Here is a 22,186-nt window from a genome sequence, read left to right on the forward strand (position 1 = left end):
ATCGCATGGTGCGCCCTGTGGCTCGCCTCCACCGAAGCGCGATACGTCACAGGCGCAGATATCCCCGTCGATGCCGGCGCAACAGCGTGGTGAGCCGGTGCGACGGAATGAGCGACATGCCGGAGGGTGCCGGTCCCGATGCTCATGACCCCCTTTGTCATGAGCGGGCATCCCCCGGCCTGTCCGTCTTGAGCCCCTCTCCCTGAGGGCAGGGCGGTAACCTGATCGGGCCGGACGGGCGCAAGACCGTTTCCGGCCCGGTCTCTTTTTCGCAAATCCACGCGCGAAACTCCCCGGACCGGAAGGTCCGGGGAGTCCGCCGGACGATCGCCTTCCCCACAGCTCAAACGGGTTCGGCGAGCGCCTTTCGGATACGGTCGGTCAGTTCGATCGGGTCGCCCGCCGTTTCGGGATGCATTTCCCATTCGCCCAGTTGGATCGAGCTGGTGCCCACCAGTTTCGCGCGTTCGAAGCGGCGCTGCATGAACGCGTCGAGCGCGTCCTCCACGTCACGGGCGGCGATCTCCTCCGCCAGCACCACCGCATCCTCGATCGCCATCGCCGCGCCCTGCCCCAGATGGGGCGTCGCGCTGTGCGCCGCGTCGCCGATCAGGACCACCCGGCCCCTGTACCAGGGCGAGGGCAGGATGCAGGCTTCCAGCGGGCGATAGACCACCAGCGCCGGGTCGGTGACATGGCGCGCCGCCTCGCCGAGGATGCCGCCATAGCCCTCCAGCCGCCTGCGCATCTCGTCGGCCAGCGTCTCCGGCGCGAAGCGGGGGTTGCCCGGCTCCTCGAACACCGCGAAGATATACATGTCCTCCGGCGTCAGCGGGCAATAGCCGGCCTTGCCCTTGTCCTTGCCGATATAGAGGTCGCTCCATTCGAGGTCTTGCGGGCGCGGCACATTGTACCGCCACACGCCCTGCCCGGTGTAGCGCGGCACCGCATCGGGGAAGAGCAGCTTGCGCGCCGCCGAATAATTGCCGTCGGCGCCGATCACCAGATCATAGCTGCCCTTGGTGCCGTCGGTGAAGCTCACGTCCACCCGGTCGCCGCGATCCTCGATGCTCTCGAAGGTGACGCCGAGGCGCACCGGGATGCCCAGTTCGCGCACCTTCTCGGTCAGCACCTTGTGCAGCGCCGGGCGGGTGAGGCCGAGGTCGGAGGGCAGGCCGTCCACCGCCGTCTCGCCCGGAAGCTCCTTCAGCACGCGCCCGTCGAGGTCGCAGAAGCGCGCGCCGCGATAGGCATAGCCCGCCTTCACCGCCGCATCGCCGATGCCCAGCACGTTGAGCGCGCGCACGAAATTGGCCTGCACGATGATGCCGACATGATAGACCTTCCAGTCCTTGTCGCGCTCCACCACCTCGACTTCGACGCCCTGCTGGTGGAGGCCGATCGCGGCGGCCAGACCGCCGACGCCCCCGCCGATCACCAAGATATTCCTGGCCTTGCTCATGATGGTCCTGTCCTTTCTCATTCAGCCGGTTCGGCAACGGGTTTCGGGTCGGCGGGAAGGTAGCGGAGCTGGTCGTCCCGCGCGAAGCTGACGTCCCAATTGGGGTAGGCCTGCATCCAGTGGGGCAGCTCGTGCATGAAGATGGCGGTGCCGAACGGGCCGTCCCACACGCGCGGCTTCCAGCTGTCGTCGATGCAGTCGCAATCGGCGCCATATTCCATCTCGCCGCCGAGAAAGGCGACGGTATCGGTATAGAGGAAGGCGGCGGAGGTCAGGCGATGGCGACCGAGGCCCCAGCCATTGTTGCGCCAGCCCTTGCGGTCGAGATAATTTTTCCCGACCATCACCTCGTCAATATCCTCCAGCTCGAAATTGCAGTGGTGGAAGCGCAGCGTGCCGTCGAAATTGGGCATGCCCGCATGCGCATTGGCGAGGAAGATATTGTGATGCTCATAGGCGCCGTCGGCGCGCATATAGACGCCGAAGCCCTTTTGCAGGTCGGTGACGCGGAAGCCCAAACGGTCGCGATAATAGTCCAGCGCCTCCTGCACATCCGGAAAGGTCCAGACGCAATGGTGGATGCGCTTGGGCACCGCCCGGTCGATCCATTTGCGCGGCTGGTTCAGCCTGCCGATATGGCCGACGGTGTTGCCGGGCGAGGGCGCGCCGTGCACGGCGCGCGGCCGCCAGATCTGAAGCCCGATCGCCTGCCCGAACGGGGAAACGAAATGGACCGTGCCGTCCGCGCCGGTGGTCAGTTCATGATCGCGCGAGAGGTCGGCGCACAAGTCCGCGAGCGCGCGGTCGCTGTCCACCGCCCAGACGCATTCATGCACGCCGATGCCCGTCTGCGCCGCCTGGGCGGGAAGGGCGGGGTGGCCGCGTTTCAGCAGCAGCACCTCGCCGCCGTCCATGGTTTCGAACCTCGCCGAGGTCGCGTCATGCTCCTTTGGGTAGAGGCCGTAATCGGTGAAGAAGCGGCAGCCCGTGTCGAGGTCGTCGACACGGAAAACCAGCCTCCTGATCCCGGTGATCGCCATTTTCCAAACTCCATCTTGCCGATGGATGGGATGGGGCAGGCGGGCCGGCTTTTTCTTGATCCAGCGCAAATTCGATCCATGAATTGATCGGGTGGGCACCTATCGAATTCATGGATGGAGCGGATCCCGCCACCCCCGCTCGGCATGGCGCGGGGGCGGCGGGACCGGCGGTTCGTTACGCCGTCGTGCGCGTCCGGGGCGTTTCGATCGGCCGCGCGGCGACTTCGGCCGGGCCGGGCGCGGGCAGGCCCAGCGCGGCGGCGACGCCCGCGCCATATTCCGGGTCGCAACGGGTGCAATTGTCGATATGCCGCTGCTTGATGAAGTCCGGCGCATCGCCCATCGCGCGGGCGGTGTTGCCGAACAGCGCCTGCTTCTGCTCCGCGCTCATCTGCTGGAACAGCTTGCGCGGCTGGGTGAAATAATCCTCGTCGTCCTCGCGGAAATCCCAGTGCGCGGCATCGCCGTTTATCTTCAGCGGCGGCTCGCGATATTGGGGCTGCTCCTGCCATTGGCCGAAGCTGTTCGGCTCATAATGCGGGCGGCTGCCATAATTGCCGTCGACCCGGCCATGGCCGTCGCGATGGTTGCTCATCACCGGGCATCGCGCGGCATTGACCGGGATCTGCTGGTAATTGACGCCCAGGCGATAGCGCTGCGCATCGGCATAGTTGAACAGCCGCGCCTGCAGCATCTTGTCGGGCGAGACGCTGATGCCCGGCACGATGTTCGACGGGGCGAAGGCGGATTGCTCCACATCGGCGAAGAAATTGTCGGGATTGCGGTTCAGCTCGAACTCGCCGACCTCGATCAGCGGATAATCGGCCTTGTACCAGACCTTGGTGAGGTCGAACGGGTGGAAGCGATAGCTTTCCGCCTCGGCCTCCGGCATGATCTGCACATACATTTTCCATTTCGGGAAGTCGCCGCGCTCGATCGCCTGATAGAGGTCGCGCTGGTGCGTTTCGCGGTCGCCGCCCGCCAGCGCCGCCGCCTCCGCGTCGGTCAGGTTCTCGATGCCCTGCTGGGTCCTGAAATGGAACTTCACCCAGAAGCGCTCGCCCGCCTCGTTCCAGAAGCTGTAGGTGTGGCTGCCGAAGCCATGCATGTGGCGATAGCTTTTCGGAATGCCCCGGTCGGACATCACGATCGTCACCTGATGGAACGCCTCTGGCAGCAGCGTCCAGAAATCCCAGTTGTTGGTGGCGCTGCGCAAATTGGTGCGCGGATCGCGCTTCACCGCCTTGTTGAGATCGGGGAACTTGCGGGGATCGCGCAGGAAGAACACGGGGGTGTTGTTGCCCACCATGTCCCAATTGCCTTCCTCGGTATAGAATTTGAGCGCGAAGCCGCGAATGTCGCGTTCCGCATCCGCCGCGCCGCGCTCACCCGCGACGGTGGTGAAGCGGGCGAACATCTCCGTCTTCTTGCCGACCTGCGAGAAGATCTTCGCGCGGGTGTAGCGGGTGATGTCGTTGGTCACGGTGAAGGTGCCGAACGCGCCCGATCCCTTGGCGTGCATGCGCCGTTCGGGGATCACTTCCCGCACGAAATTGGCGAGCTTTTCGTTCAGCCACACGTCCTGCGACAGCAAGGGCCCGCGCGGTCCGGCGGTCAGGCTGTCCTGATTGTCGGGCACCGGCGCGCCGAAGGCGGTCGTCAGGTGCGTAACCGGGCATTCGCCCGCATCGGGATGTTTACGACTCATATTTTTTCTCCTCTACCCCTGGAAGATGCGTTTTATTATCTTGCCCTTATATACCGGAATAAACAAACTCCAAGTGGACCGGATCGGCAGAAAAAAGGCATGGGATCGCAGTGGAACGGGAAACGAGAATGCTGACGGCGCGGCGTGGCGGCCTCCCCGGCGCCATTGCGATGGCGGCCGCCGCCCTGTTCGGCGCCGCGTTCCTTTCCCCGGCGACGGCCGAACCGCCGACGCCCGCGGAGGCCGGGCGCAAGCTCTTCATCCGCTGCGTCGCCTGCCATGCGGTCAGCGCGGACGCGCCGCCCCGCACCGGCCCGCATCTGGCCGGGATCGTCGGGCGCAAGGTCGCCTCGCTGCCGGATTTCGCCTATAGCGACGCGATGCGCGCCCAGAGCCATATCTGGGACGAGACGCAGCTCGACCGCTGGTTGCAGCAGCCGCAGGCCGAAATTCCGGGGCTGTGCCTGCCCTTCCGGGGATTTCCGAAGCCGGAGGACCGCAAGGCATTGATCGCCTATCTGAAGCATCCGGTGCCCTGAACCGGGCGAAGCGCCAGCGCGAAAGCCATGCGCCAGCGCGGTTTTCCGCCCCGTGCAAGGGGCGGGAGAGGGAAGTGCGGGATTTCCGATTACTCTCATGATCAAAATCAATTTTTTGATTGATGCCATCAAATATAGTGTTCTCAAATCCTGAAAGACATTGATGGGAGCAGGGGCATCATGATCAAATCAACAGTATCCGTTCTGGCCATTCTGGTAGCGGCCATGTCACCGGCGGTCGTCGCAAGTCCGGCTTCGGCAGAGACAAAGATAATGACCAATCAGGACTGGTGGCCGGAACGGCTCGACTTACGTCCGCTGCGCCAGAACGCGGTGGAATCCAACCCGCTGGGCGACAAGTTCGACTATGCCGAGGCGTTCAAGACGCTCGACCTCGAAGCGGTCAAGAAGGATATCGCCGCGCTGATGACCCGGTCGCAGGCGTGGTGGCCGGCGGATTACGGTCATTATGGACCCTTCTTCATCCGCATGGCGTGGCACAGCGCGGGCACCTATCGCACGATGGACGGCCGCGGCGGCGCGGGCGGCGGGCAGCAGCGGTTCGAGCCGCTCAACAGCTGGCCGGACAATGTCAGCCTCGACAAGGCGCGCCGCCTGCTGTGGCCGATCAAGCAGAAATACGGCAGCAGGATCAGCTGGGCCGACCTGATGGTGCTGACCGGCAACGTCGCGCTCGAATCCATGGGCTTCAAGACCTTCGGCTTCGCCGGCGGCCGCACCGACGACTGGGAAGCGGACATCGTCTATTGGGGGCCGGAGAACAAATGGCTCGCCGACCAGCGCTATCATGGCGACCGCCAACTCCAGAACCCGCTCGCCGCCGTGCAGATGGGCCTGATCTACGTCAACCCGGAGGGGCCGAACGGCAACCCCGACCCGATCGCCGCCGCGCGCGACATTCGCGAGACGTTCGGCCGCATGGCGATGAACGACGAGGAGACGGTGGCGCTGATCGCGGGCGGCCATACCTTCGGCAAGGCGCATGGCGCGCACAAGCCGGATGAGTGCCTGGACGCCGACCCGGCGGGCGCGGGCGTCGAGCAGCAGGGCCTGGGCTGGGCCAATAAATGCGGCAAGGGCCATTCGGAGGACACGATCACCAGCGGCCTCGAAGGCGCATGGTCGGCCAATCCGATCGCGTGGACGACGCAATATCTCGACAATCTCTTCGGCTTCGACTGGGTGCAGACGCGCAGCCCGGCGGGCGCGGTCCAGTGGGTGCCGAGCGAGGAAAGCGCCAGGACGCTCGTCCCCGATGCGCATGACCCGAACAAGCGCCATGCGCCGATCATGTTCACCACCGACCTGTCGCTGAAGATGGACCCGGCCTATCGCAAGATCGCCGAGCGCTTCCACGAGGATCCGGACGCGTTCGCCGACGCCTTCGCCCGCGCTTGGTTCAAGCTGACCCATCGCGACATGGGGCCGCGCGGCCGCTATCTCGGCGCGATGGTCCCGGCCGAGCAGCTGATCTGGCAGGATCCGATCCCGGCCGTCGACCATGCGCTGGTGGATGCGCAGGACATCGCGCAGCTGAAATCGCGCATCCTCGCCTCCGGCCTGACGACGCCGGAACTGGTCCGCACCGCCTGGGCGGCGGCGGCGAGCTATCGCGGCACCGACATGCGCGGCGGCGCCAATGGCGGCCGCCTGCGGCTCGACCCGCAGCGCAACTGGGCGGTGAACGACCCGGCGGAACTGGCCAAGGTGCTCAGGCGCTACGAGGCAATCCAGAAGGACTTCAACCGCTCGGCCACCGGCGGCAAGAAGATCTCTCTCGCCGACCTGATCGTGCTGGGCGGCAATGCGGCGGTCGAGCAGGCCGCGAAGCAGGGCGGGATCGAGGTGCAGGTGCCGTTCACGCCCGGCCGCATGGACGCCTCCCAGGCGCAGACCGACGTCGCGTCCTTCTCGGTGCTGGAGCCCAAAGCGGACGGCTTCCGCAACTATTACAGCAAGGACAGCCGCCTGTCCCCGGCCGAGATGCTGGTCGACCGCGCCAACATGCTGACGCTGACGGTGCCGGAAATGACCGTGCTGGTCGGCGGCCTGCGGGCGCTCGACGCCAATAGCGGCGGGTCGAAGGCCGGCGTGTTCACCGACCGCCCCGGCACGCTGGGCAACGACTTCTTCGTCAACCTGCTCAGCATGGACACGAAATGGTCGAAGTCGGCGAAGGCCGAGGGGCTGTACGAGGGCCACGACCGCGCCACGGGCAAGCTGCGCTGGACGGCCACGCCGGTCGACCTGGTGTTCGGATCGAATTCCGAGCTGCGCGCGGTGTCGGAAGTCTACGCCGCCGACGATGCGAAGCAGAAGTTCGTGACCGACTTCGTGAAGGCATGGACCAAGGTGATGGATCTGGGTCGCGACTAGAGCATCGTGCGCAAAAGTGGGAACCGGTTTTGCGCAACAAACGATGCGACAACAAGGAAAGAGCGCGCGGCCCGCGTCGGATTCTACGCAGCGCGCTCCAACCCTGAGGGTCGCACTCGGGGGACGGCGGCGCACACCACGCGCCGCCGTTTTCGCAAGCGCTGGAGAAGGACGGGATGAACCTCCGGGGAAAAGGGATGGCAGGCGGCATGGCCGCGATCGTCGCCGCGTGCGGTGCTGTGGGGAGCGTCTGGACAGTTACCGGTCAACCGGCGCTGGCCCAAACGCAGCCGCGCCCGGCGATCTTCGCGCAATGCATCGCCTGCCACACCATAGAGCGGGGCAGGAACGGCTTCGGGCCGAGCCTCGCGGGCGTGGGCGGCCGCCGCGCCGCGAGCCTGCCGGACTATGCCTATAGCCCGGCGCTCAAGGCCTCCGGCCTCATCTGGACGGCGGCCAGCCTCGACATCTGGCTGACCTCGCCGCAAAAGGCGGTGCCCGGCACCAAAATGCCCTTCCGCGGCATCGCCGACCCGGTCAGGCGCAAGGAAGTGATCGACTATCTGCTGACGCTGAAATAGCGCTCAGGAACCGATCGGCAGGGGCAGGGGCAGGGGCACTGGCCCCGTCCTGCCCCGCGAGAAATCCTGCCTTCGGAAAAACCCCGTCCGGGCGCGCTCTGCCGCGCCCGGAAAGCCCGCTCGCGCGGCCGCAATAAAACATGTATACAAAATACTTCTTTAATGCTAAGGGGCCCGAACAGCGCGCGGAGGGAATGATAGCGTGGTTTCAGGACTTACCTTGAGCGAGCGTCAGCGGGGGCTGATCGTCCTTGCGGTTCTCGCCTTCATCGGCCTTGCGATGGCCGTGGCGGGGGCCGGGCGGGGCGATCCGTTGCAGGCGCACGGCTATATCGTGCTGCTGTTCAGCATCGGCATCGGCTGCGTGCTGCTGAAGGGCTATTTCGCGCCGGAACCGCCCGCGACGCGGCTCGACAGCTATTATGACGACCCCAGCAAGGTCGGCATCGTCCTCGCCATGGGCTGGGCGGTGTTCGGCATGTTCGTCGGCGACTGGGTGGCGTGGCTGCTCGCCTTCCCCGACCTGACCTTCGACGCCGCCTGGTCGAGCTTCGGACGGCTGCGCCCGGCGCATACCACCGGCGTCATCTTCGGCTTCGGCGGCAATGCGCTGATCGCCACCTCCTTCCATGTGATGCAGCGCACCGCGCGCGCGCGCATGCCCGACCAGTTCAGCCCGTGGTTCGTGCTGATCGGCTACAACCTCTTCTGCCTGCTCGCCGTCAGCGGCTATTTCCTCGGCATCACCCAGTCGAAGGAATATGCGGAGCCGGAATGGTATGCCGATATCTGGCTGGTCATCGTCTGGGTGACCTATCTGCTGCTCTACCTGCGCACGCTCGCCCGGCGCAAGGAGCCGCATATCTATGTCGCCAACTGGTATTATCTGGCGTTCATCCTGGTGGTGGCGATCCTCCACGTCGTCAACAACCTCGCGGTTCCGGCCTCGTTCGCGGGCGCGAAGAGCTATTCGGCCTTCGCGGGCGTGCAGGATGCGATGACGCAATGGTGGTACGGCCATAATGCCGTCGCATTCTTCCTGACCGCCGGTTTCCTCGGCATGCTCTATTATTACCTGCCCAAGCGGGCGGAGCGGCCGATCTATTCCTACCGCATGTCGATCATCGGCTTCTGGGGGATCACCTTCTTCTACATGTGGGCGGGGTCGCACCATCTGCACTACACCGCGCTGCCGCAATGGGTGCAGACGCTGGGCATGACCTTCTCGGTGATGCTGATCGTGCCTTCGTGGATCGCGGCGGCCAACGCGCTGCTGACGCTCAACGGCGCGTGGCACAAGGTACGCGACGACGCGACGCTGCGCTTCATGATGATGGCGGCGATCTTCTACGGCCTCTCCACCTTCGAAGGGTCGTTCATGGCGATCCGCTCGGTCAACTCGCTCTCCCACTATACCGACTGGACGATCGGCCATGTCCATGCGGGCGCGATGGGCTGGGTCGCGCTGATCACCTTCGGGTCGATCTATGCGCTGGTGCCGTGGCTGTGGAAGCGCGAGCGCATGTATTCGCCCGCGCTGGTCGAGGTCCATTTCTGGCTCGCGCTGGCCGGAACGCTGGTCTACGTCTTCGCGATGTGGAATTCGGGCATCATCCAGGGCCTGATGTGGCGCACCTACAGCGACAGCGGCACGCTGACCTATTCCTTCCTCGATTCGATGGTCGCGATGCACCCCTATTATGTCGCGCGCGCGGTGGGCGGCCTGCTGTTCCTGATCGGCGCGGTGGTCGGATGCTATAATATCTGGATGACCATCCGCCGTCCCTCAGGCGCGGAGGCCACCGCCGACACGCCCCTTCCCGCCACCATGCAGCCTGCGGAATAAGCCCCGATGTTCGGAACCCATTACCGGATAGAGCGCAAGTCGGTCATATTGGCCGTGGCGATCATGATCGTCGCCAGCATCGGCGGGCTGATCGAGATCGCGCCGCTCTTCACCATCGACGACACGGTCGAGACCGACCCCGACATGCGCGTCTACACGCCGCTGGAGCTGGCCGGGCGCAACATCTACATCCGCGAGGGCTGCTACGCCTGCCATTCGCAGATGATCCGCACCTTGCAGGACGAGGTGGAGCGCTACGGCCCCTATTCGCTGGCGGTGGAATCGAAATACGACCATCCGATGCTGTGGGGGTCGAAGCGCACCGGGCCGGACCTCGCCCGTATCGGCGGCAAATATTCGGACCAGTGGCACACCGCGCACCTCACCAATCCGCGCGACGTGGTGCCGCAGTCGATCATGCCGCGCTATGGCTGGCTCGGCCGCGCGCAGCTGCACACCGCGCATCTGGGCGACGACCTGCGCGCGATGCGGGCGGTCGGCGTGCCCTATACCGACGCGATGATCGCCAACGCCGCCGCCGACGCGGTGGCGCAGGCCTCGCCCGACGACGACACCGCCGGGCTGGTCGAGCGCTATGGCGAGGAGACGCAGGTGCGGACCTTCGACGGCGACAGGCGGACGGTGTCGGAAATGGACGCGCTGGTCGCCTATCTCCAGATCCTCGGCAAGCTGAGCAAGGCGGCGGAGCAGCCGGCGAAGGCGGTCGCGGCGGCAGCGACGGCGCCAGCAGCGGCGGAAGGGGGGCAGGCGCGGCCATGACCATCGACCATCACATGCTGGTCGGCTTCGCCAAGTCGTTCGGGCTGTTCTACCTGCTGGCGATGGCGGCGGTGGCGCTGATCTACGCCTGCTGGCCGGCGAACCGCAACCGGTTCGACAAGGCGGCGCGCGACATTATCGACGATGAGGACAGGCCGTGGCACTAGGCGAGCGCGACCCCCATAGCGGGCACATGACGACCGGCCATGAATGGAACGGCATCAAGGAACTGAACACCCCGGTGCCGCGCGCGGTCTGGTTCTTCCTGATCGTGACGGTGATCTTCTCGATCGGCTATTGGGTGCTGATGCCCGCCTGGCCGCTGGGCGACAGCTATACGCGCGGCCTGCTGGGCAGCGACCAGAAGGAGATCGTCGCCCGGCGCGTCGAGGCCGCGGCGGAGGAGCGCGCGGCCTGGGCGCAGCGGATCGCGGCGATGGATTATGCCGAGGTCCGCGCCGATCCCGCGCTGATGGCGCATGTGCGCGAGGACGGGCACCGATTGTTCGGCGACAATTGCGCCGCCTGCCATGGCATGGACGCGACCGGGAACAGCGGCTTCCCGAACCTTGTCGACGGGGACTGGCTGTGGGGCGGCAGTCCCGACGCGATCGCGCGCACGATCACCGTCGGGGTCAACAGCCCCGTCAGCAAGGACACGCGCGTCAGCCAGATGATGGCGTTCGGCAAGGACGGCATATTGACCGGCGAGGAGGTGATGGCCACCGCCGACTATGTGAAGTCGCTGTCCGATCCCGGCTGGGCGAAGGGCAAGGCGGCCTCCGTCGCCAGGGGCAAGGGCGTGTTCGCGGCCAATTGCGTCGCCTGCCACGGGCCGCAGGGCAAGGGCAGCCAGGAACTGGGTGCGCCCGACCTTACCGACCGGAACTGGATCTATGGCGGCGATATCGATGCCATCCATGCAACGATCGAGAACGGGCGGCAGGGCGAAATGCCCGCATGGGAGCATCGCCTCAGCCCGGCCGACCGCAAGATCCTCGTGCTGTACCTGCTCGACAGGGGCGAGGCGCTGAAGGCCGGGGCGGCAAAGGGAGCGCCGCGATGAGACTGCCGCGCTCCCGCGCTTTCTTCCTGCTGCTGGCCGGGGCGGCGCTGGCGCTGGTGCTGATCGCCAACGCGCATCTGGTCTATGTCGCCTCGACCAGCCAGCCCGCCTGCGTGCCGCATGCGCGGGCGGATGGCGACAAACCGGTGGGCGGCGCGTTCGGCGCGGCCCGGCCGTCCTGCTGAACCGGGAGACGAAGATGACCACCATCCCGCCAGTCGTTCCGCCGCTTGCCACGACAAGCCCCTATGCCCGCGACCTGCCGCCGGGCGCCGCGCTGGACTGGCTGCGCGCGGGCTGGCGCGACCTTGCGACGCAGCCCGGCCTCAGCCTGCTCTACGGCCTGTTCGTGTTCCTGCTGTCGGCGGGCATCGTCGCCGGGCTGGTGTGGCTGGCGTGGGATTATGCGCTGTTCCCGGCGATCGCGGGCTTCCTGGTGTTCGCGCCCGCGCTGGCGATCGGCCTCTATGCCAAGAGTCGGGCGCTGGAACAGGGCGAGCCGGTGACGCTGCGCGCGATGCTGCTGCCCCATGCGCTGGCCGGAGGGCAGGTGCTGTTCACCGGCGCGCTGCTGTGCGGGGTGATGCTGTTGTGGATGCGCGCGGCGGTGATCCTCTACGCGCTGTTCTTCGGCCTGCGCCCCTTTCCGGGCCTCGATCATATCGCGCCGATGCTGTTCACCACCCCGATCGGTCTTGCGATGCTGGTCGTCGGCACGCTGGTCGGCGGGCTGTTCGCCGCCTTTTCCTTCGCCATTTCCGCTTTCTCCATCCCGATGATGCTGGACCGGCGCGTCGACGCGCTGACCGCGATGGGGACGAGCTGGGCGCTGGTGTGGAACAACCTGCCGGCGATGCTGGTCTGGGGGGCGATCATCCTGCTGCTGTTCGCGCTGTCGGTGGCGACGGGCTTTCTCGGCCTCATCATCGTCTTTCCGTGGCTGGGCCATGCGACGTGGCACGGCTGGCGGGCGGTGCGCACGCCATGACCGGCGCGGCGGCCTCCGTCGCGCGGCGGCTTTCCGCCGACGAGCTGCGGCTGGCGAGCCGGGCAGTCGGCGACGGCCTGCGCCAGACCGACCTGTCCGTGCCGGGCATCAGCTGCGGCGGCTGCATCCGCAAGATAGAGGACGCGGTCGGGCGACTGCCCGGCGTCGCGCGGGCGCGGGTCAACCTCTCGACCAAGCGGCTGGCGGTGGACTGGCGCGAGAGCGACGGCCCGCCGCCGCTGGGCGAGGCGCTGGCCGCGCTGGGCTATGACGCCTGCCTGCACGCAACGCGCGAGGAGGAGGGGCAGGACCCGCAACTGGCCCGCCAGATCCGCGCGCTGGCGGTCGCGGGGTTCGCCTCGATGAACATCATGGGACTGTCGGTGTCGGTCTGGTCCGGCGCGGCGGGGGAGACGCGCGACCTGTTCCACTGGCTGTCGGCGGCGATCGCCCTGCCGACGCTGCTCTATTCGGGGCGGATCTTCTTCGCCTCCGCCTGGTCGGCGCTGCGGCGCGGGCAGACCAACATGGACGTGCCGATCTCGATCGGCGTGCTGCTCGCCTTCGCGATGAGCCTTTACGACACCATCCACCACCAGCCGCACGCCTATTTCGACGCGGCGATCTCGCTGCTGTTCTTCCTGCTGATCGGCCGCACGCTCGACCATGTGATGCGGGAAAAGGCGCGCACGGCGGTGAAGGGGCTGGGCCGCCTCGCCGCCTATGGCGCAACGGTGATCGACCCCGACGGCGCGCGCAGCTATCGCCCTACGGAAGAGATCGAGCCGGGCATGACCCTGCTCGTCCCCGCCGGGGAACGCATTCCCGTCGACGCGACGGTGCGGGAGGGGCGGTCGGATATCGACGCGTCGATCGCCACCGGGGAGAGCGTGCCGGAGCCGGTGCTGCCGGGCAGCGCGCTGCGCGCCGGGACGCTCAACCTCACCGGGCCGCTGATCCTCACCGCGACGGCGGCGGCGAAGGACAGCTTCCTTGCCGAGATGATCCGGCTGATGGAGGCGGCGGAGGGCGGGCGATCGCGCTATCGCCGCCTCGCGGACCGGGCGGCGCGGCTCTATGCGCCGGTGGTGCACAGCGCGGCGGCGCTGAGCTTCCTCGCCTGGATGCTGGCGAGCGGCGACTGGCACCGCGCGGTGACGATCGCCGTCGCCGTGCTCATCATCACCTGCCCCTGCGCGCTGGGGCTGGCCGTGCCGATGGTGCAGGTGGTCGCGGCCAAGGCGCTGTTCGAACGCGGCATCATGGTCAAGGACGGGTCGGCGATGGAGCGGCTGGCCGAGATCGACACCGTGCTGTTCGACAAGACCGGCACGCTGACCTCCGGGCGGCCGCGCCTGCGGCGGGACGGGGCAATGGACGACGCCGCCCTTGCCGTCGCCGCGCGCATGGCGGCCCATTCGCGCCACCCCTATGCGCAGGCGCTGGCCGAGGCGGGCGCGGGGCTGGAGGGGCAGGCGGACATCGCCTTCGACGGCATCGCCGAGCAGGCCGGGCAGGGGCTGGAGGCGCAGGCAGGCGGCGAGCTATGGCGGCTGGGCCGCGCCGAATGGGCGCTCGACCCGGCGCAGGCGGCGGGTATGGCCGGCACCGTGCTGGCCCGCAACGGCCGGCTGGTGCAGGCCTTCGCCTTCGAGGACGAGCTGCGCCCCGGCGCGGCGGAGGCCGCCGCCCGGCTGCGCAATCAGGGGCTGGCGCTGGAGATAGTCTCCGGCGACACCGCGCAGGCGGTCGCGCCGGTGGCGGCGGACCTCGGCATCGACCGGGTGCGCGCGGGGCTGCTGCCTTCGGAAAAGACCGCGCGGCTGACCGAACTGGGCGCGGAGGGGCGCAGGGCGCTGATGGTCGGCGACGGCCTCAACGATGCTCCGGCGCTGGTCGCCGCCCATGTGTCGATCGCGCCGGGCAGCGCCGCCGATGTGGGGCGGCAGGCGGCCGATTTCGTGTTCCTGCGCTCCGACCTGCGCGCGGTGCCCGACGCCCTTGCGATCACGCTGGCGGCGGACAGGCTGATCCGGCAGAATTTCGCCTTCGCGGTGCTGTACAATGTCGTCGCGCTGCCGGTGGCGATCGCCGGTCATGTGACGCCGCTGGTCGCCGCGCTCGCCATGTCCGGCTCGTCGATCCTCGTGGTGGCCAATGCGCTGCGGCTCGGCTCCGGCCTTGCCGACCGCCCGGCGCAGCGACGGGCCGGGCGGGAAAGGCCTGCGCGCGCGCTGCGGGAGCGTCCGGCATGAACGTGCTCTGGTATCTGCTGCCCATCTCGCTCGCGCTGGGGGCGCTGGGGCTGGCGCTGTTCTTCTGGGCGCTGCGCAGCGGCCAATATGAGGACGTCGCCGGGGCGGCGGAACGGATATTGAGCGATGACGACCGGCCGCTGTGAAACACCCGCGCGGCACGGCCGGGGAATAACCGGGCAGGAGAGCGGATCATGACTCTTGATGGCGAACGGCGGCCGGTGGCGAGCGTCTTTCTGCGCGGCGCCTTCCGTCCCTTCTTCCTCGGCGGCGCGCTGTGGGCTGCCGTCGCGCTGGCGCTGTGGCTGCTGTCCTTTTCCGGGCTGATCGGCCTGCCGGGCGCGATGGAACCGCCGGTCTGGCACCGGCATGAGATGCTGTTCGGCTTCGTCGGCGCGGTCGTCGCCGGGTTCCTGCTGACCGCGATCGCCAACTGGACGGGCCGTCCGCCGGTTTCCGGCGCGCCGCTCGCCGCGCTGTTCGCGCTGTGGATCGCCGGGCGGGCCGTGCTGCTGGGGTCGGCGGTCATCGGGCCGCTCGCCGCCGCCGCTGTCGATGCGGGCTTTTTCGTCGTGCTGGCGCTGGTCGCCGGGCGCGAGATAGTCGCCGCGAAGAACCGCAACCTGCCGATGGTCGTGCTCGTGCTGCTGCTCGGCGCGGCGAGCGGCGCGGACCATGCCGCCGCCGCGGGCCTGCTCGCCGATATCGATCTCGGCATGCGCGCGGCGATCGCGGTGGTGGTGGTGATGATCTCGCTGATCGGCGGCCGCATCATCCCGGCCTTCACCCGCAACTGGATGACGAAGCAGGGCGCCACCCGCCGCCTGCCCGCGCCGGCGGGCCGCTACGACCTCGCGACCATCGCCGTCACCGCGCTGGCGCTGGCGGCGTGGACGGGCTGGGCGGAGAGCCGGGCGACCGGCCTGCTGCTGCTCGCCGCCGCGCTGCTCCAGATTATCCGCCTCGCGCGCTGGGGCGGCGAGCGGACGGCGCGCGATCCGCTGCTGCTGATCCTGCATATCGGCTATCTCTGGGTGCCGGTGGGGCTGGCGCTGCTGGGTTGTAGCCTGATCGACGGCGCGGTGCCGCGATCGGCGGCGATCCACGCGCTGACCGCGGGCGCGATGGGCACGATGATCCTAGCGGTGATGACGCGCGCGACGCTCGGCCATACCGGGCGGGAGCTGCGCGCCGACGCGCCGACGGTGCTGATCTACGCGCTGGTCACGCTGGGCGCGGCGCTGCGGGTCGCGGCCTCGGCGGGGCTGGTCGAGTATCGGCTGGGCATGGACATCGCCGGGACAGGCTGGGGCGGGGCGTTCCTGCTGTTCCTCGCAATCTATGGCCCGATGCTGCTGCGCCCGCGCGTCGACGGGAAGGCGTGAGGCGAAGCAACGACCCGCAGCCATTTTCCGCAGTAATTCAGCGATTGGGGCGCGCCGTTCGCCCGGCGGCGTCAGCCCATCCGCACGGCTTGCGCCGCACCGTCGGGAAAGCGTTCCTTCAACTGCTCGACCAAAGTGCGGAAGGGGTCCCCGTCGGGCAATTGCGACAGCAGGTCGTCCAGCACCTGCCGCGCCTGTTCATTGGTCAGGACGCCGCGCCGGATCATGTTTTCCAGCAGGGTCCCGGTCAGCGACGCCTCCGGCCGATCGGCAAGACGATGGATATTATTCTCTGCCTGCTCCGTCATGCGACCCTCTTATTGCGGTTCCGTCCGCCACTCCAACCCGTGCGGGCGGCGCAGGTCAAGCTTTTTCGCCACCGTTTCGACCGCAAGCCGGGCGGCGCGGCCCATCCCCCCGCCCGCGATGGACGGCAAGGGCAAAGCCTGCTACGGTCGGGAAACCGTCGGCTCCCCCTTCCAAGCACCGGCGGCTGAGAGACCATCGCGCTCCCGCTTATCGAAGGAGCATCGACATGGACTTCAACCATTATTACGCCCGCCACCAGATGGCGCTCATGCTCGCCGCCACGGCCGCGACCTCCGGCGAGCGGGCCATCCATGTCGCGTCGGCCACCGGCTATGCCGAAAAGATCCGGGGCGAGCGCGGGCGCCGGTCCACCGGAGGACCGGGGTTGCTGCGGACGGAACCCTTTTCCTGCTGACACCCGCCCTTTCCGCCCTCATCCGCGCCCACGCCACGCTGACGGACGGATGCGCCTTCCTCATCCTCCACCGGGAGGATCGCGCCCGCCCCACCGGCTGGATGCCGGACCGGACGTTCAGCCGCCTGACTGGCAATCGCCTGCGCGAGCTGGACCGCTTCCTTTCGGTGCTGCTGGACGAGGTCGCCGGGTCGTGGGGCGCGGCCGGGCATGACGGCCGGTCCTTCGCGCGCTGGCGCAACACGCCGCGCAAGCTCGGCCATGTCCATGCGATGATGGGGATGGAACGGGCGGCGGTAACGCGGGACGAGGCGCGGCTGCGGGCGATCGGCCGCATCAGCGCCTGCCTGCATCATTGCGCCGGGACGATCCACGCCCCCGGCCTCCACCGCGACCTGCTGCTGGCCGAGGGAAGGGAGGCAGCGGCGGCCCCCGCAGGCCCTCCGCCGGGCCTTCTGCGCCTGTCGCCCGACGCGATCGGAGCGATCGGCCGTTTCTATCGCGCGCTCGGCGACGGGCTGGTGGAAGGGCTGCCGCAACGGGCGGACATTGACTTTCGGAGAGAAAGCGCCCATATGGGGGCTGCTAACGTCGCCTGCGACGGAATTTGACACCGCCTTCGGGGCGATCTCTCCTTCCTTTCTCGCGCTACCAGCTCCGCTCGCGCTGTTGTGGGCGGGTAACCCGTTTTCGTGAAAGGAAACATCCCATGCCCATCGGCACCGTCAAATTCTTCAATGCAGACAAAGGTTATGGCTTCATCGCGCCCGAAGATGGCGGCAATGACAGCTTCGTTCATATCAGCGCGGTCGAACGCGCCGGCATGGCGACCCTGCACAAGGACCAGCGCCTGAGCTACGAGATCGAAACCGATCGTCGCGGCAAGTCGTCGGCCGTCAATCTCGAAGCGGCCTGAGAAGGCCGGGCCATGGAGGGTCGGGCGATCCTCCATGGCATATCGCAAGAGATTTGCCGAACGGGCGCGCCGCGTCCGTTCGGAGCAGCGATCCCCGGATCGTTGCCGCCGCCACCCGATGGCGGCTTCGGGACCGCACCGGTTCCCCATATGCCGGTCTTTGGCGCGATCATCGCGCCCGCCGGCCCCCATGGGCAGCGCCGCACGAAGCGCGCACCCGCATCCGCGAGCCTTTGGAAAAGGCCGCCCATAACCATCATCATTACCGCGCCTCAGGCGCGATCAGGATTATCATGAATTTCAGAACGTCTTCTATTTCCACCGCCCTCCATCCGCTGCGCTATCTGTTGCAGGCGAAGCCCCGGCAGGCGAGCGGCACCCTGTCTCCGCAGGATCTGCGCCGCATCGTCGCCGAAATGGTCGGCTGAGCACCCCACACCGGAGAACCGCCATGTCCGCCACCAGTGATTTCTACATCGCCCGCGCCGCCCAGAGCGGCCGCGAGGCGCAGGAAACCGATCTCGTCAATGTGCGGGAGCGCTGCCTGCGCGCGCAGGCGGCGTGGCAGATACTGGCGAACCGCGTGCTCAAGAGCGAGGCGGACCGGCGGACCCAGGCGGCCGAGAAAGCCGCACGGGACGCGAGCCTGTAAAGCGCCGCATCCGAAACAGCTACGGCCCGCGCCTTTCCGCCGATGAAGCGGGCAGGCGCGGGCCGCTTTACCATTTGGCCATGACGATCCGCCTTGCAGCACGCCCCTCGATCCCGCCAATTCGCAACGCCAAGGGCTTCGCCACCGTCGACGGCGGCTTCTGCCGAAGGCCCCGGCCTGGCCGCATCATCCGAACCGCCAATCTTCCGAAACCGTCCTAATCGTCGGAGGGCATCGGTATGTCCTGATCGGCATCCAGCCGCCGGTCGATTTCCTCGGCCAGCGCATCGAGCTGGTCGAACGTCGCCATTATGTCCGTGGTGGATCCGTCCTTCATCGCAAGACGAAGGCGATATTGATCGCCGTCGGGCAGAATCGCGAAATGGGCGAGGGTGGAGGTCGTCATGATTGGGCAATCCCGAACTGGAGGGGAGGAGCGGGCGCCGGAGCGCCCCGCAGCTTACCGGCCCTGCGGCAGGCAGATCAGATTTTGCGTCAGGCGCCGGAAGCCGCGCTCGTCGCCACCCTCGATCGCGTCGGCGATCAGCGCCCAGATATTCGCGCTATGGGCGCAGCGCAGCTGGATGCGCCGGTCCCGGCTGGTCAGCGCCACCTCGGCGGCGCGGGACGACCATTGGCGATAGAAGTGGGAGGATGTCCCGGCGCGCATGTCGGCGCGGCCCGTCAATCGACGGGCCGGTCGAAACCGCCGCCCGCCCGGCGCGCCGCGACGCGCTGACGCCACGAGAAAAACGCCCGGCGCCCGAACACCACGCCAAGAATGGCGGCGGCGACGATCAGCGCCTGCAAGCTGATGAGATCGGCCTTCATGCATATGCTCCTCTATCGCGGGAGCACATATGTCTCTCTGTCAGGCCGCGCGTGACGGTCAGGCCCGATAGCGGCACCGTACCACCCCGCACCGCCCATGGCCATGCAATTATGCCGCCGCCCAGCGCCCGTCGTGCCGGAACGCATGGCCGCGCCCGCGCCGTGCGCGCGCGGGGCTGCGGCGGCGGGCCCTTCCGTCGCGCGGCAACAGGCGGGAAATCAGGACGTCGGCGGCCTGTTCGGCGAACAGGCCCGCGACCCCGCCCGCCATCACGTCGCCGGGAAAATGCGCGCGGCGTGGCACCTGAAGCACGCCGATCACGCCCGCCGCCAGCAGCGCGGGCGTCTTATAGCGCGGAAAGACGCGGCCGAACGCCTTCGCCACCGCGAGCGACCCGGCGGTGTGGCCGGAAGGGAAGGACCGCAGGCGCGCCGCGTGCGACGTGCCCGGCTTCATCACATAGCGGCCCTTGTCCAGCTGCTCGGCCGGGCGGGTGCGGTCGACGCTGCTCTTGCCGATTTCCTTGATCGCGATGGCGATCAGATGCGCGAGCCCCATCCGCAGCCCGGCGCGCTGCAACCGGTAATTGCGGGTCAGCAGCCCCGCGCCCACCAGCGTGGCGGACAGGATCAGCAGCGGCGGCTCGTCGCCCAGATTGCCGATCTTGCCGATGCGCTGCGTCGACCGCTTTTCGAGCCACGGCCGCAGCGCCTCGATGATCCTGACATCGAGCCTTTCCGGCAGGGAAAGCTGCGCGATGCGCGAGGAGGGGATTTTCTTCATGGCTGCCATTTCCCTGAATTAGTGCTTTGCGTCCGCATCCTTGGCCTCCGGCCGGTTCGGGTCGACCCGGACGGAGGGCGGATATTCCTTGCTTCCCGTGATTTCCGGGTCAGCAGGTGATTCCACCTGCTTCGAAACCCCTCCTGGCTCGGTCGCGGGGCGGGGCGGCTCGCCTTCCTCTTCGGGCGGGCGGACCATCTCGTTCTCGACCTCCCTGTTCTTGGGCCGGTTCCGGGGGCGATCCGGGGGGCGCTGTTCGGGCTTCTTCATTCCATCCTCCTCGGCTTTCCGCCGTCCGTCCGCCGCCCTCCGTGCCAAAAGAAACGCCGCAGGCCCGGCCGCGTTCCTCCCGCGCGCCGGGCCGCCGCCGGAACGGGCCGAAAGCCGCGCATCGCGCCGCCCCTTTCCTTTTTCCGCAATTTGACGGCGATCAATGTTGTCCGGTCCTCCCCCTGCGATTGGGGCCGGGCAAATCAGATCGGGCACATGGGGTCCATGCTCCGCCCGTGCAGGGGACTATATTTCATGGAAGGCTTACTTATCCGATCCGGCGCATGGCTCGCCATCGCCTGCCTTGCCGTCGTGGCGACCGCGCTGGCGGCCGATTCCGCCTTTGCCGTGCAGATGGCGATCGTCGCGTTCGCGGCGCTGATCGCCATGGGCGTCGGCATGGCGCAGGCCGATTATTCGGCCTTCGGCGCCACCACCGCCGCCGCCACCGGCAGCAAGGCGGAGCCGGAAACCGGCTATTATGACGACGTGCTGCGCTGGGGCGTGATCGCGACGGTGTTCTGGGGGCTGGCCGGGCTGCTGGCAGGCGTCTACATCGCGTTGCAGCTCGCCTTTCCCGCGCTCAACCTGGGGCTGGAATATACCAGCTTCGGGCGGCTGCGGCCGCTGCACACCTCCGCCGTGATCTTCGCCTTCGGCGGCAACGCGCTGATCGCGTCGAGCTTTTGGGTGGTGCAGCGCACCTGCCGCGCGCGCCTGTTCGCGCCCGCGCTCGCCCGCTTCGTGTTCTGGGGCTATCAGCTGTTCATCGTGCTCGCCGCGACCGGCTATCTGCTCGGCGTCACCGGCGGCAAGGAATATGCGGAGCCGGAATGGTATGTCGACCTGTGGCTGACGGTCGTGTGGGTCTGCTACCTGATCGTCTATCTGGGCACCATCGTGAAGCGGCATGAGCCGCACATCTACGTCGCCAACTGGTTCTACCTGTCGTTCATCGTCACCATCGCGATGCTGCACGTCGTCAACAATCTGGCGATGCCGGTGTCGATCGTCGGGTCGAAGAGCTATGCCGCCTTCGCGGGCGTGCAGGACGCGCTGACCCAATGGTGGTACGGCCATAATGCGGTCGGCTTCTTCCTGACCGCCGGCTTCCTCGGCATGATGTATTATTTCGTGCCGAAGCAGGCGGAAAGGCCGGTCTATTCCTATCGCCTGTCGATCGTCCACTTCTGGTCGCTGATCTTCCTCTACATCTGGGCAGGGCCGCACCATCTGCACTACACCGCGCTGCCCGACTGGGCGCAGACGCTGGGCATGGTGTTCTCGATCATGCTGTGGATGCCGAGCTGGGGCGGGATGATCAACGGGCTGATGACCCTGTCGGGCGCGTGGGACAAGATCCGCACCGATCCGATCATCCGCATGATGGTGCTGGCGCTCGCCTTCTACGGCATGTCGACCTTCGAAGGGCCGATGATGTCGGTGAAGAGCGTCAATTCGCTGAGCCACTATACCGACTGGACCATCGGCCATGTTCATTCCGGCGCGCTGGGGTGGAACGGGATGATCACCTTCGCGGTGATCTATTTCATGACCCCGCGCCTGTGGGGGCGGCAGCGGCTCTATTCGCTGCGCATGGTCAACTGGCACTTCTGGTGCGCGACCATCGGCATCGTCCTCTACGCCGCGTCGATGTGGGTCGCGGGGATCATGCAGGGGCTGATGTGGCGCGAATATGGGGCCGACGGCTATCTCGTCTACGCCTTTGCCGACGTGGTCGCCGCGATGCAGCCCTATTATCTGATCCGCGCCAGCGGGGGCCTGCTCTACCTGACCGGCGCCGTCTTCATGGCCTGGAACGTCGCGCAGACGATCCGCGGCAGGCTGCGCGAGGAAGCGCCGCTGGACGACGCCACCTATGACGCCGCCGCCGACCGGCCGCTGACCCGGACGGAGCCTGCAATCGCCCCGGCCCCGCTGGCCGCCGCCGCCGAGTGAAGG

General features: G+C 67.5%; 27 protein-coding genes. 18 read left to right on the forward strand and 9 right to left on the reverse strand.

Annotated elements, in window-relative coordinates; genetic code table 11:
• Positions 1-343 precede the first annotated feature (343 nt).
• The 3 genes from GGR43_RS11950 to GGR43_RS11960 form a co-directional block, all read right to left on the reverse strand.
• Positions 344-1,462: an FAD-dependent monooxygenase gene (locus GGR43_RS11950; RefSeq protein WP_188072204.1), complete on the reverse strand. Its 1,119-nt coding sequence runs from the start codon at positions 1,460-1,462 to the stop codon at positions 344-346.
• Positions 1,463-1,479: 17 nt separating this feature from the next.
• Positions 1,480-2,502 carry a VOC family protein gene (locus GGR43_RS11955; RefSeq protein WP_188072205.1) on the reverse strand — a complete coding sequence of 341 codons (1,023 nt, stop codon included), beginning with the start codon at positions 2,500-2,502 and terminating at the stop codon, positions 1,480-1,482.
• 175 nt (positions 2,503-2,677) lie between these two features.
• Complete coding sequence (locus GGR43_RS11960) at positions 2,678-4,210, reverse strand: catalase (RefSeq protein ID WP_188072206.1); 1,533 nt, start codon at positions 4,208-4,210, stop codon at positions 2,678-2,680.
• A 128-nt stretch (positions 4,211-4,338) separates the two neighbouring features.
• Here GGR43_RS11960 and GGR43_RS11965 point away from each other — a divergent pair, with 128 nt between their 5' ends.
• The 12 genes from GGR43_RS11965 (at position 4,339) to GGR43_RS12020 (ending at position 16,047) form a co-directional block, all read left to right on the forward strand.
• Positions 4,339-4,749, forward strand: coding sequence for a c-type cytochrome (locus GGR43_RS11965; protein ID WP_188072207.1), 411 nt, complete (start codon positions 4,339-4,341; stop codon positions 4,747-4,749).
• A 225-nt stretch (positions 4,750-4,974) separates the two neighbouring features.
• Positions 4,975-7,146, forward strand: coding sequence for a catalase/peroxidase HPI (gene katG, locus GGR43_RS11970; RefSeq protein ID WP_425502221.1), 2,172 nt, complete (start codon positions 4,975-4,977; stop codon positions 7,144-7,146).
• A gap of 197 nt (positions 7,147-7,343) precedes the next feature.
• Positions 7,344-7,727: a c-type cytochrome gene (locus GGR43_RS11975; RefSeq protein WP_246343677.1), complete on the forward strand. Its 384-nt coding sequence runs from the start codon at positions 7,344-7,346 to the stop codon at positions 7,725-7,727.
• A 202-nt stretch (positions 7,728-7,929) separates the two neighbouring features.
• On the forward strand, positions 7,930-9,573 hold the full coding sequence (ccoN, locus tag GGR43_RS11980) for a cytochrome-c oxidase, cbb3-type subunit I (RefSeq protein WP_188072209.1): 1,644 nt from the start codon (positions 7,930-7,932) through the stop codon (positions 9,571-9,573).
• 6 nt (positions 9,574-9,579) lie between these two features.
• Complete coding sequence (gene ccoO / locus GGR43_RS11985) at positions 9,580-10,353, forward strand: cytochrome-c oxidase, cbb3-type subunit II (RefSeq protein ID WP_188072210.1); 774 nt, start codon at positions 9,580-9,582, stop codon at positions 10,351-10,353.
• Entirely contained in the window at positions 10,350-10,520 is a 171-nt protein-coding gene (locus GGR43_RS11990) for a cbb3-type cytochrome c oxidase subunit 3 (protein ID WP_188072211.1), read from the forward strand. The genes ccoO and GGR43_RS11990 overlap by 4 nt, the downstream gene beginning before the upstream one ends.
• Positions 10,511-11,419, forward strand: coding sequence for a cytochrome-c oxidase, cbb3-type subunit III (gene ccoP, locus GGR43_RS11995; protein ID WP_188072212.1), 909 nt, complete (start codon positions 10,511-10,513; stop codon positions 11,417-11,419). Before GGR43_RS11990 ends, ccoP begins: the two co-directional genes overlap by 10 nt.
• Positions 11,416-11,604 carry a hypothetical protein gene (locus GGR43_RS12000; protein ID WP_188072213.1) on the forward strand — a complete coding sequence of 63 codons (189 nt, stop codon included), beginning with the start codon at positions 11,416-11,418 and terminating at the stop codon, positions 11,602-11,604. Before ccoP ends, GGR43_RS12000 begins: the two co-directional genes overlap by 4 nt.
• Before the next feature lie 14 nt (positions 11,605-11,618).
• Positions 11,619-12,407 carry a DUF2189 domain-containing protein gene (locus tag GGR43_RS12005; RefSeq protein WP_188072214.1) on the forward strand — a complete coding sequence of 263 codons (789 nt, stop codon included), beginning with the start codon at positions 11,619-11,621 and terminating at the stop codon, positions 12,405-12,407.
• Positions 12,404-14,662: a heavy metal translocating P-type ATPase gene (locus tag GGR43_RS12010; protein WP_188072399.1), complete on the forward strand. Its 2,259-nt coding sequence runs from the start codon at positions 12,404-12,406 to the stop codon at positions 14,660-14,662. The genes GGR43_RS12005 and GGR43_RS12010 overlap by 4 nt, the downstream gene beginning before the upstream one ends.
• Positions 14,659-14,808 (forward strand): cbb3-type cytochrome oxidase assembly protein CcoS, encoded by a 150-nt coding sequence (ccoS, locus tag GGR43_RS12015; RefSeq protein WP_188072215.1) that lies wholly within the window; start codon positions 14,659-14,661, stop codon positions 14,806-14,808. The genes GGR43_RS12010 and ccoS overlap by 4 nt, the downstream gene beginning before the upstream one ends.
• Before the next feature lie 48 nt (positions 14,809-14,856).
• On the forward strand, positions 14,857-16,047 hold the full coding sequence (locus GGR43_RS12020; protein ID WP_188072216.1) for an NnrS family protein: 1,191 nt from the start codon (positions 14,857-14,859) through the stop codon (positions 16,045-16,047).
• Between the two features lie 71 nt (positions 16,048-16,118).
• On the opposite strand, the gene GGR43_RS12025 is transcribed toward GGR43_RS12020, so the two are convergent.
• The gene (locus tag GGR43_RS12025; protein WP_188072217.1) at positions 16,119-16,355 is read right to left on the reverse strand and encodes a hypothetical protein; all 237 of its coding nucleotides are present in this window, start codon (positions 16,353-16,355) and stop codon (positions 16,119-16,121) included.
• 227 nt (positions 16,356-16,582) lie between these two features.
• Here GGR43_RS12025 and GGR43_RS12030 point away from each other — a divergent pair, with 227 nt between their 5' ends.
• From GGR43_RS12030 to GGR43_RS12045, 5 genes are all read left to right on the forward strand, one after another.
• Positions 16,583-16,771: a hypothetical protein gene (locus GGR43_RS12030; protein ID WP_188072218.1), complete on the forward strand. Its 189-nt coding sequence runs from the start codon at positions 16,583-16,585 to the stop codon at positions 16,769-16,771.
• A 101-nt stretch (positions 16,772-16,872) separates the two neighbouring features.
• Positions 16,873-17,382 (forward strand): hypothetical protein, encoded by a 510-nt coding sequence (locus tag GGR43_RS12035; protein ID WP_188072219.1) that lies wholly within the window; start codon positions 16,873-16,875, stop codon positions 17,380-17,382.
• 98 nt (positions 17,383-17,480) lie between these two features.
• Positions 17,481-17,687 carry a cold-shock protein gene (locus GGR43_RS12040; protein WP_188072220.1) on the forward strand — a complete coding sequence of 69 codons (207 nt, stop codon included), beginning with the start codon at positions 17,481-17,483 and terminating at the stop codon, positions 17,685-17,687.
• A gap of 293 nt (positions 17,688-17,980) precedes the next feature.
• The gene (locus tag GGR43_RS23775) at positions 17,981-18,115 is read left to right on the forward strand and encodes a hypothetical protein (protein WP_281392488.1); all 135 of its coding nucleotides are present in this window, start codon (positions 17,981-17,983) and stop codon (positions 18,113-18,115) included.
• A gap of 23 nt (positions 18,116-18,138) precedes the next feature.
• Positions 18,139-18,339, forward strand: coding sequence for a hypothetical protein (locus GGR43_RS12045; protein WP_188072221.1), 201 nt, complete (start codon positions 18,139-18,141; stop codon positions 18,337-18,339).
• Between the two features lie 217 nt (positions 18,340-18,556).
• Here the strand turns inward: GGR43_RS12045 and GGR43_RS12050 are convergent, their stop codons facing one another.
• From GGR43_RS12050 to GGR43_RS12070, 5 genes are all read right to left on the reverse strand, one after another.
• A complete protein-coding gene (locus GGR43_RS12050; RefSeq protein ID WP_188072222.1) occupies positions 18,557-18,745 on the reverse strand; it encodes a hypothetical protein in 189 nt (62 codons plus the stop codon).
• Positions 18,746-18,799: 54 nt separating this feature from the next.
• Positions 18,800-19,009 carry a hypothetical protein gene (locus GGR43_RS12055; protein ID WP_223177429.1) on the reverse strand — a complete coding sequence of 70 codons (210 nt, stop codon included), beginning with the start codon at positions 19,007-19,009 and terminating at the stop codon, positions 18,800-18,802.
• 14 nt (positions 19,010-19,023) lie between these two features.
• A complete protein-coding gene (locus tag GGR43_RS12060; RefSeq protein WP_188072224.1) occupies positions 19,024-19,170 on the reverse strand; it encodes a hypothetical protein in 147 nt (48 codons plus the stop codon).
• A gap of 109 nt (positions 19,171-19,279) precedes the next feature.
• The gene (locus GGR43_RS12065) at positions 19,280-19,954 is read right to left on the reverse strand and encodes a phosphatase PAP2 family protein (protein ID WP_188072225.1); all 675 of its coding nucleotides are present in this window, start codon (positions 19,952-19,954) and stop codon (positions 19,280-19,282) included.
• An 18-nt stretch (positions 19,955-19,972) separates the two neighbouring features.
• On the reverse strand, positions 19,973-20,224 hold the full coding sequence (locus tag GGR43_RS12070; protein ID WP_188072416.1) for a hypothetical protein: 252 nt from the start codon (positions 20,222-20,224) through the stop codon (positions 19,973-19,975).
• A gap of 255 nt (positions 20,225-20,479) precedes the next feature.
• On the opposite strand from GGR43_RS12070, the gene ccoN (GGR43_RS12075) reads away from it, so the two are divergent.
• Positions 20,480-22,183, forward strand: a complete 1,704-nt coding sequence (gene ccoN / locus GGR43_RS12075; protein WP_188072226.1) for a cytochrome-c oxidase, cbb3-type subunit I — start codon at positions 20,480-20,482, stop codon at positions 22,181-22,183.
• Positions 22,184-22,186 lie beyond the last annotated feature (3 nt).

It is taken from the genome of Sphingobium jiangsuense, from assembly GCF_014196495.1.
GTDB lineage: Bacteria > Pseudomonadota > Alphaproteobacteria > Sphingomonadales > Sphingomonadaceae > Sphingobium > Sphingobium jiangsuense.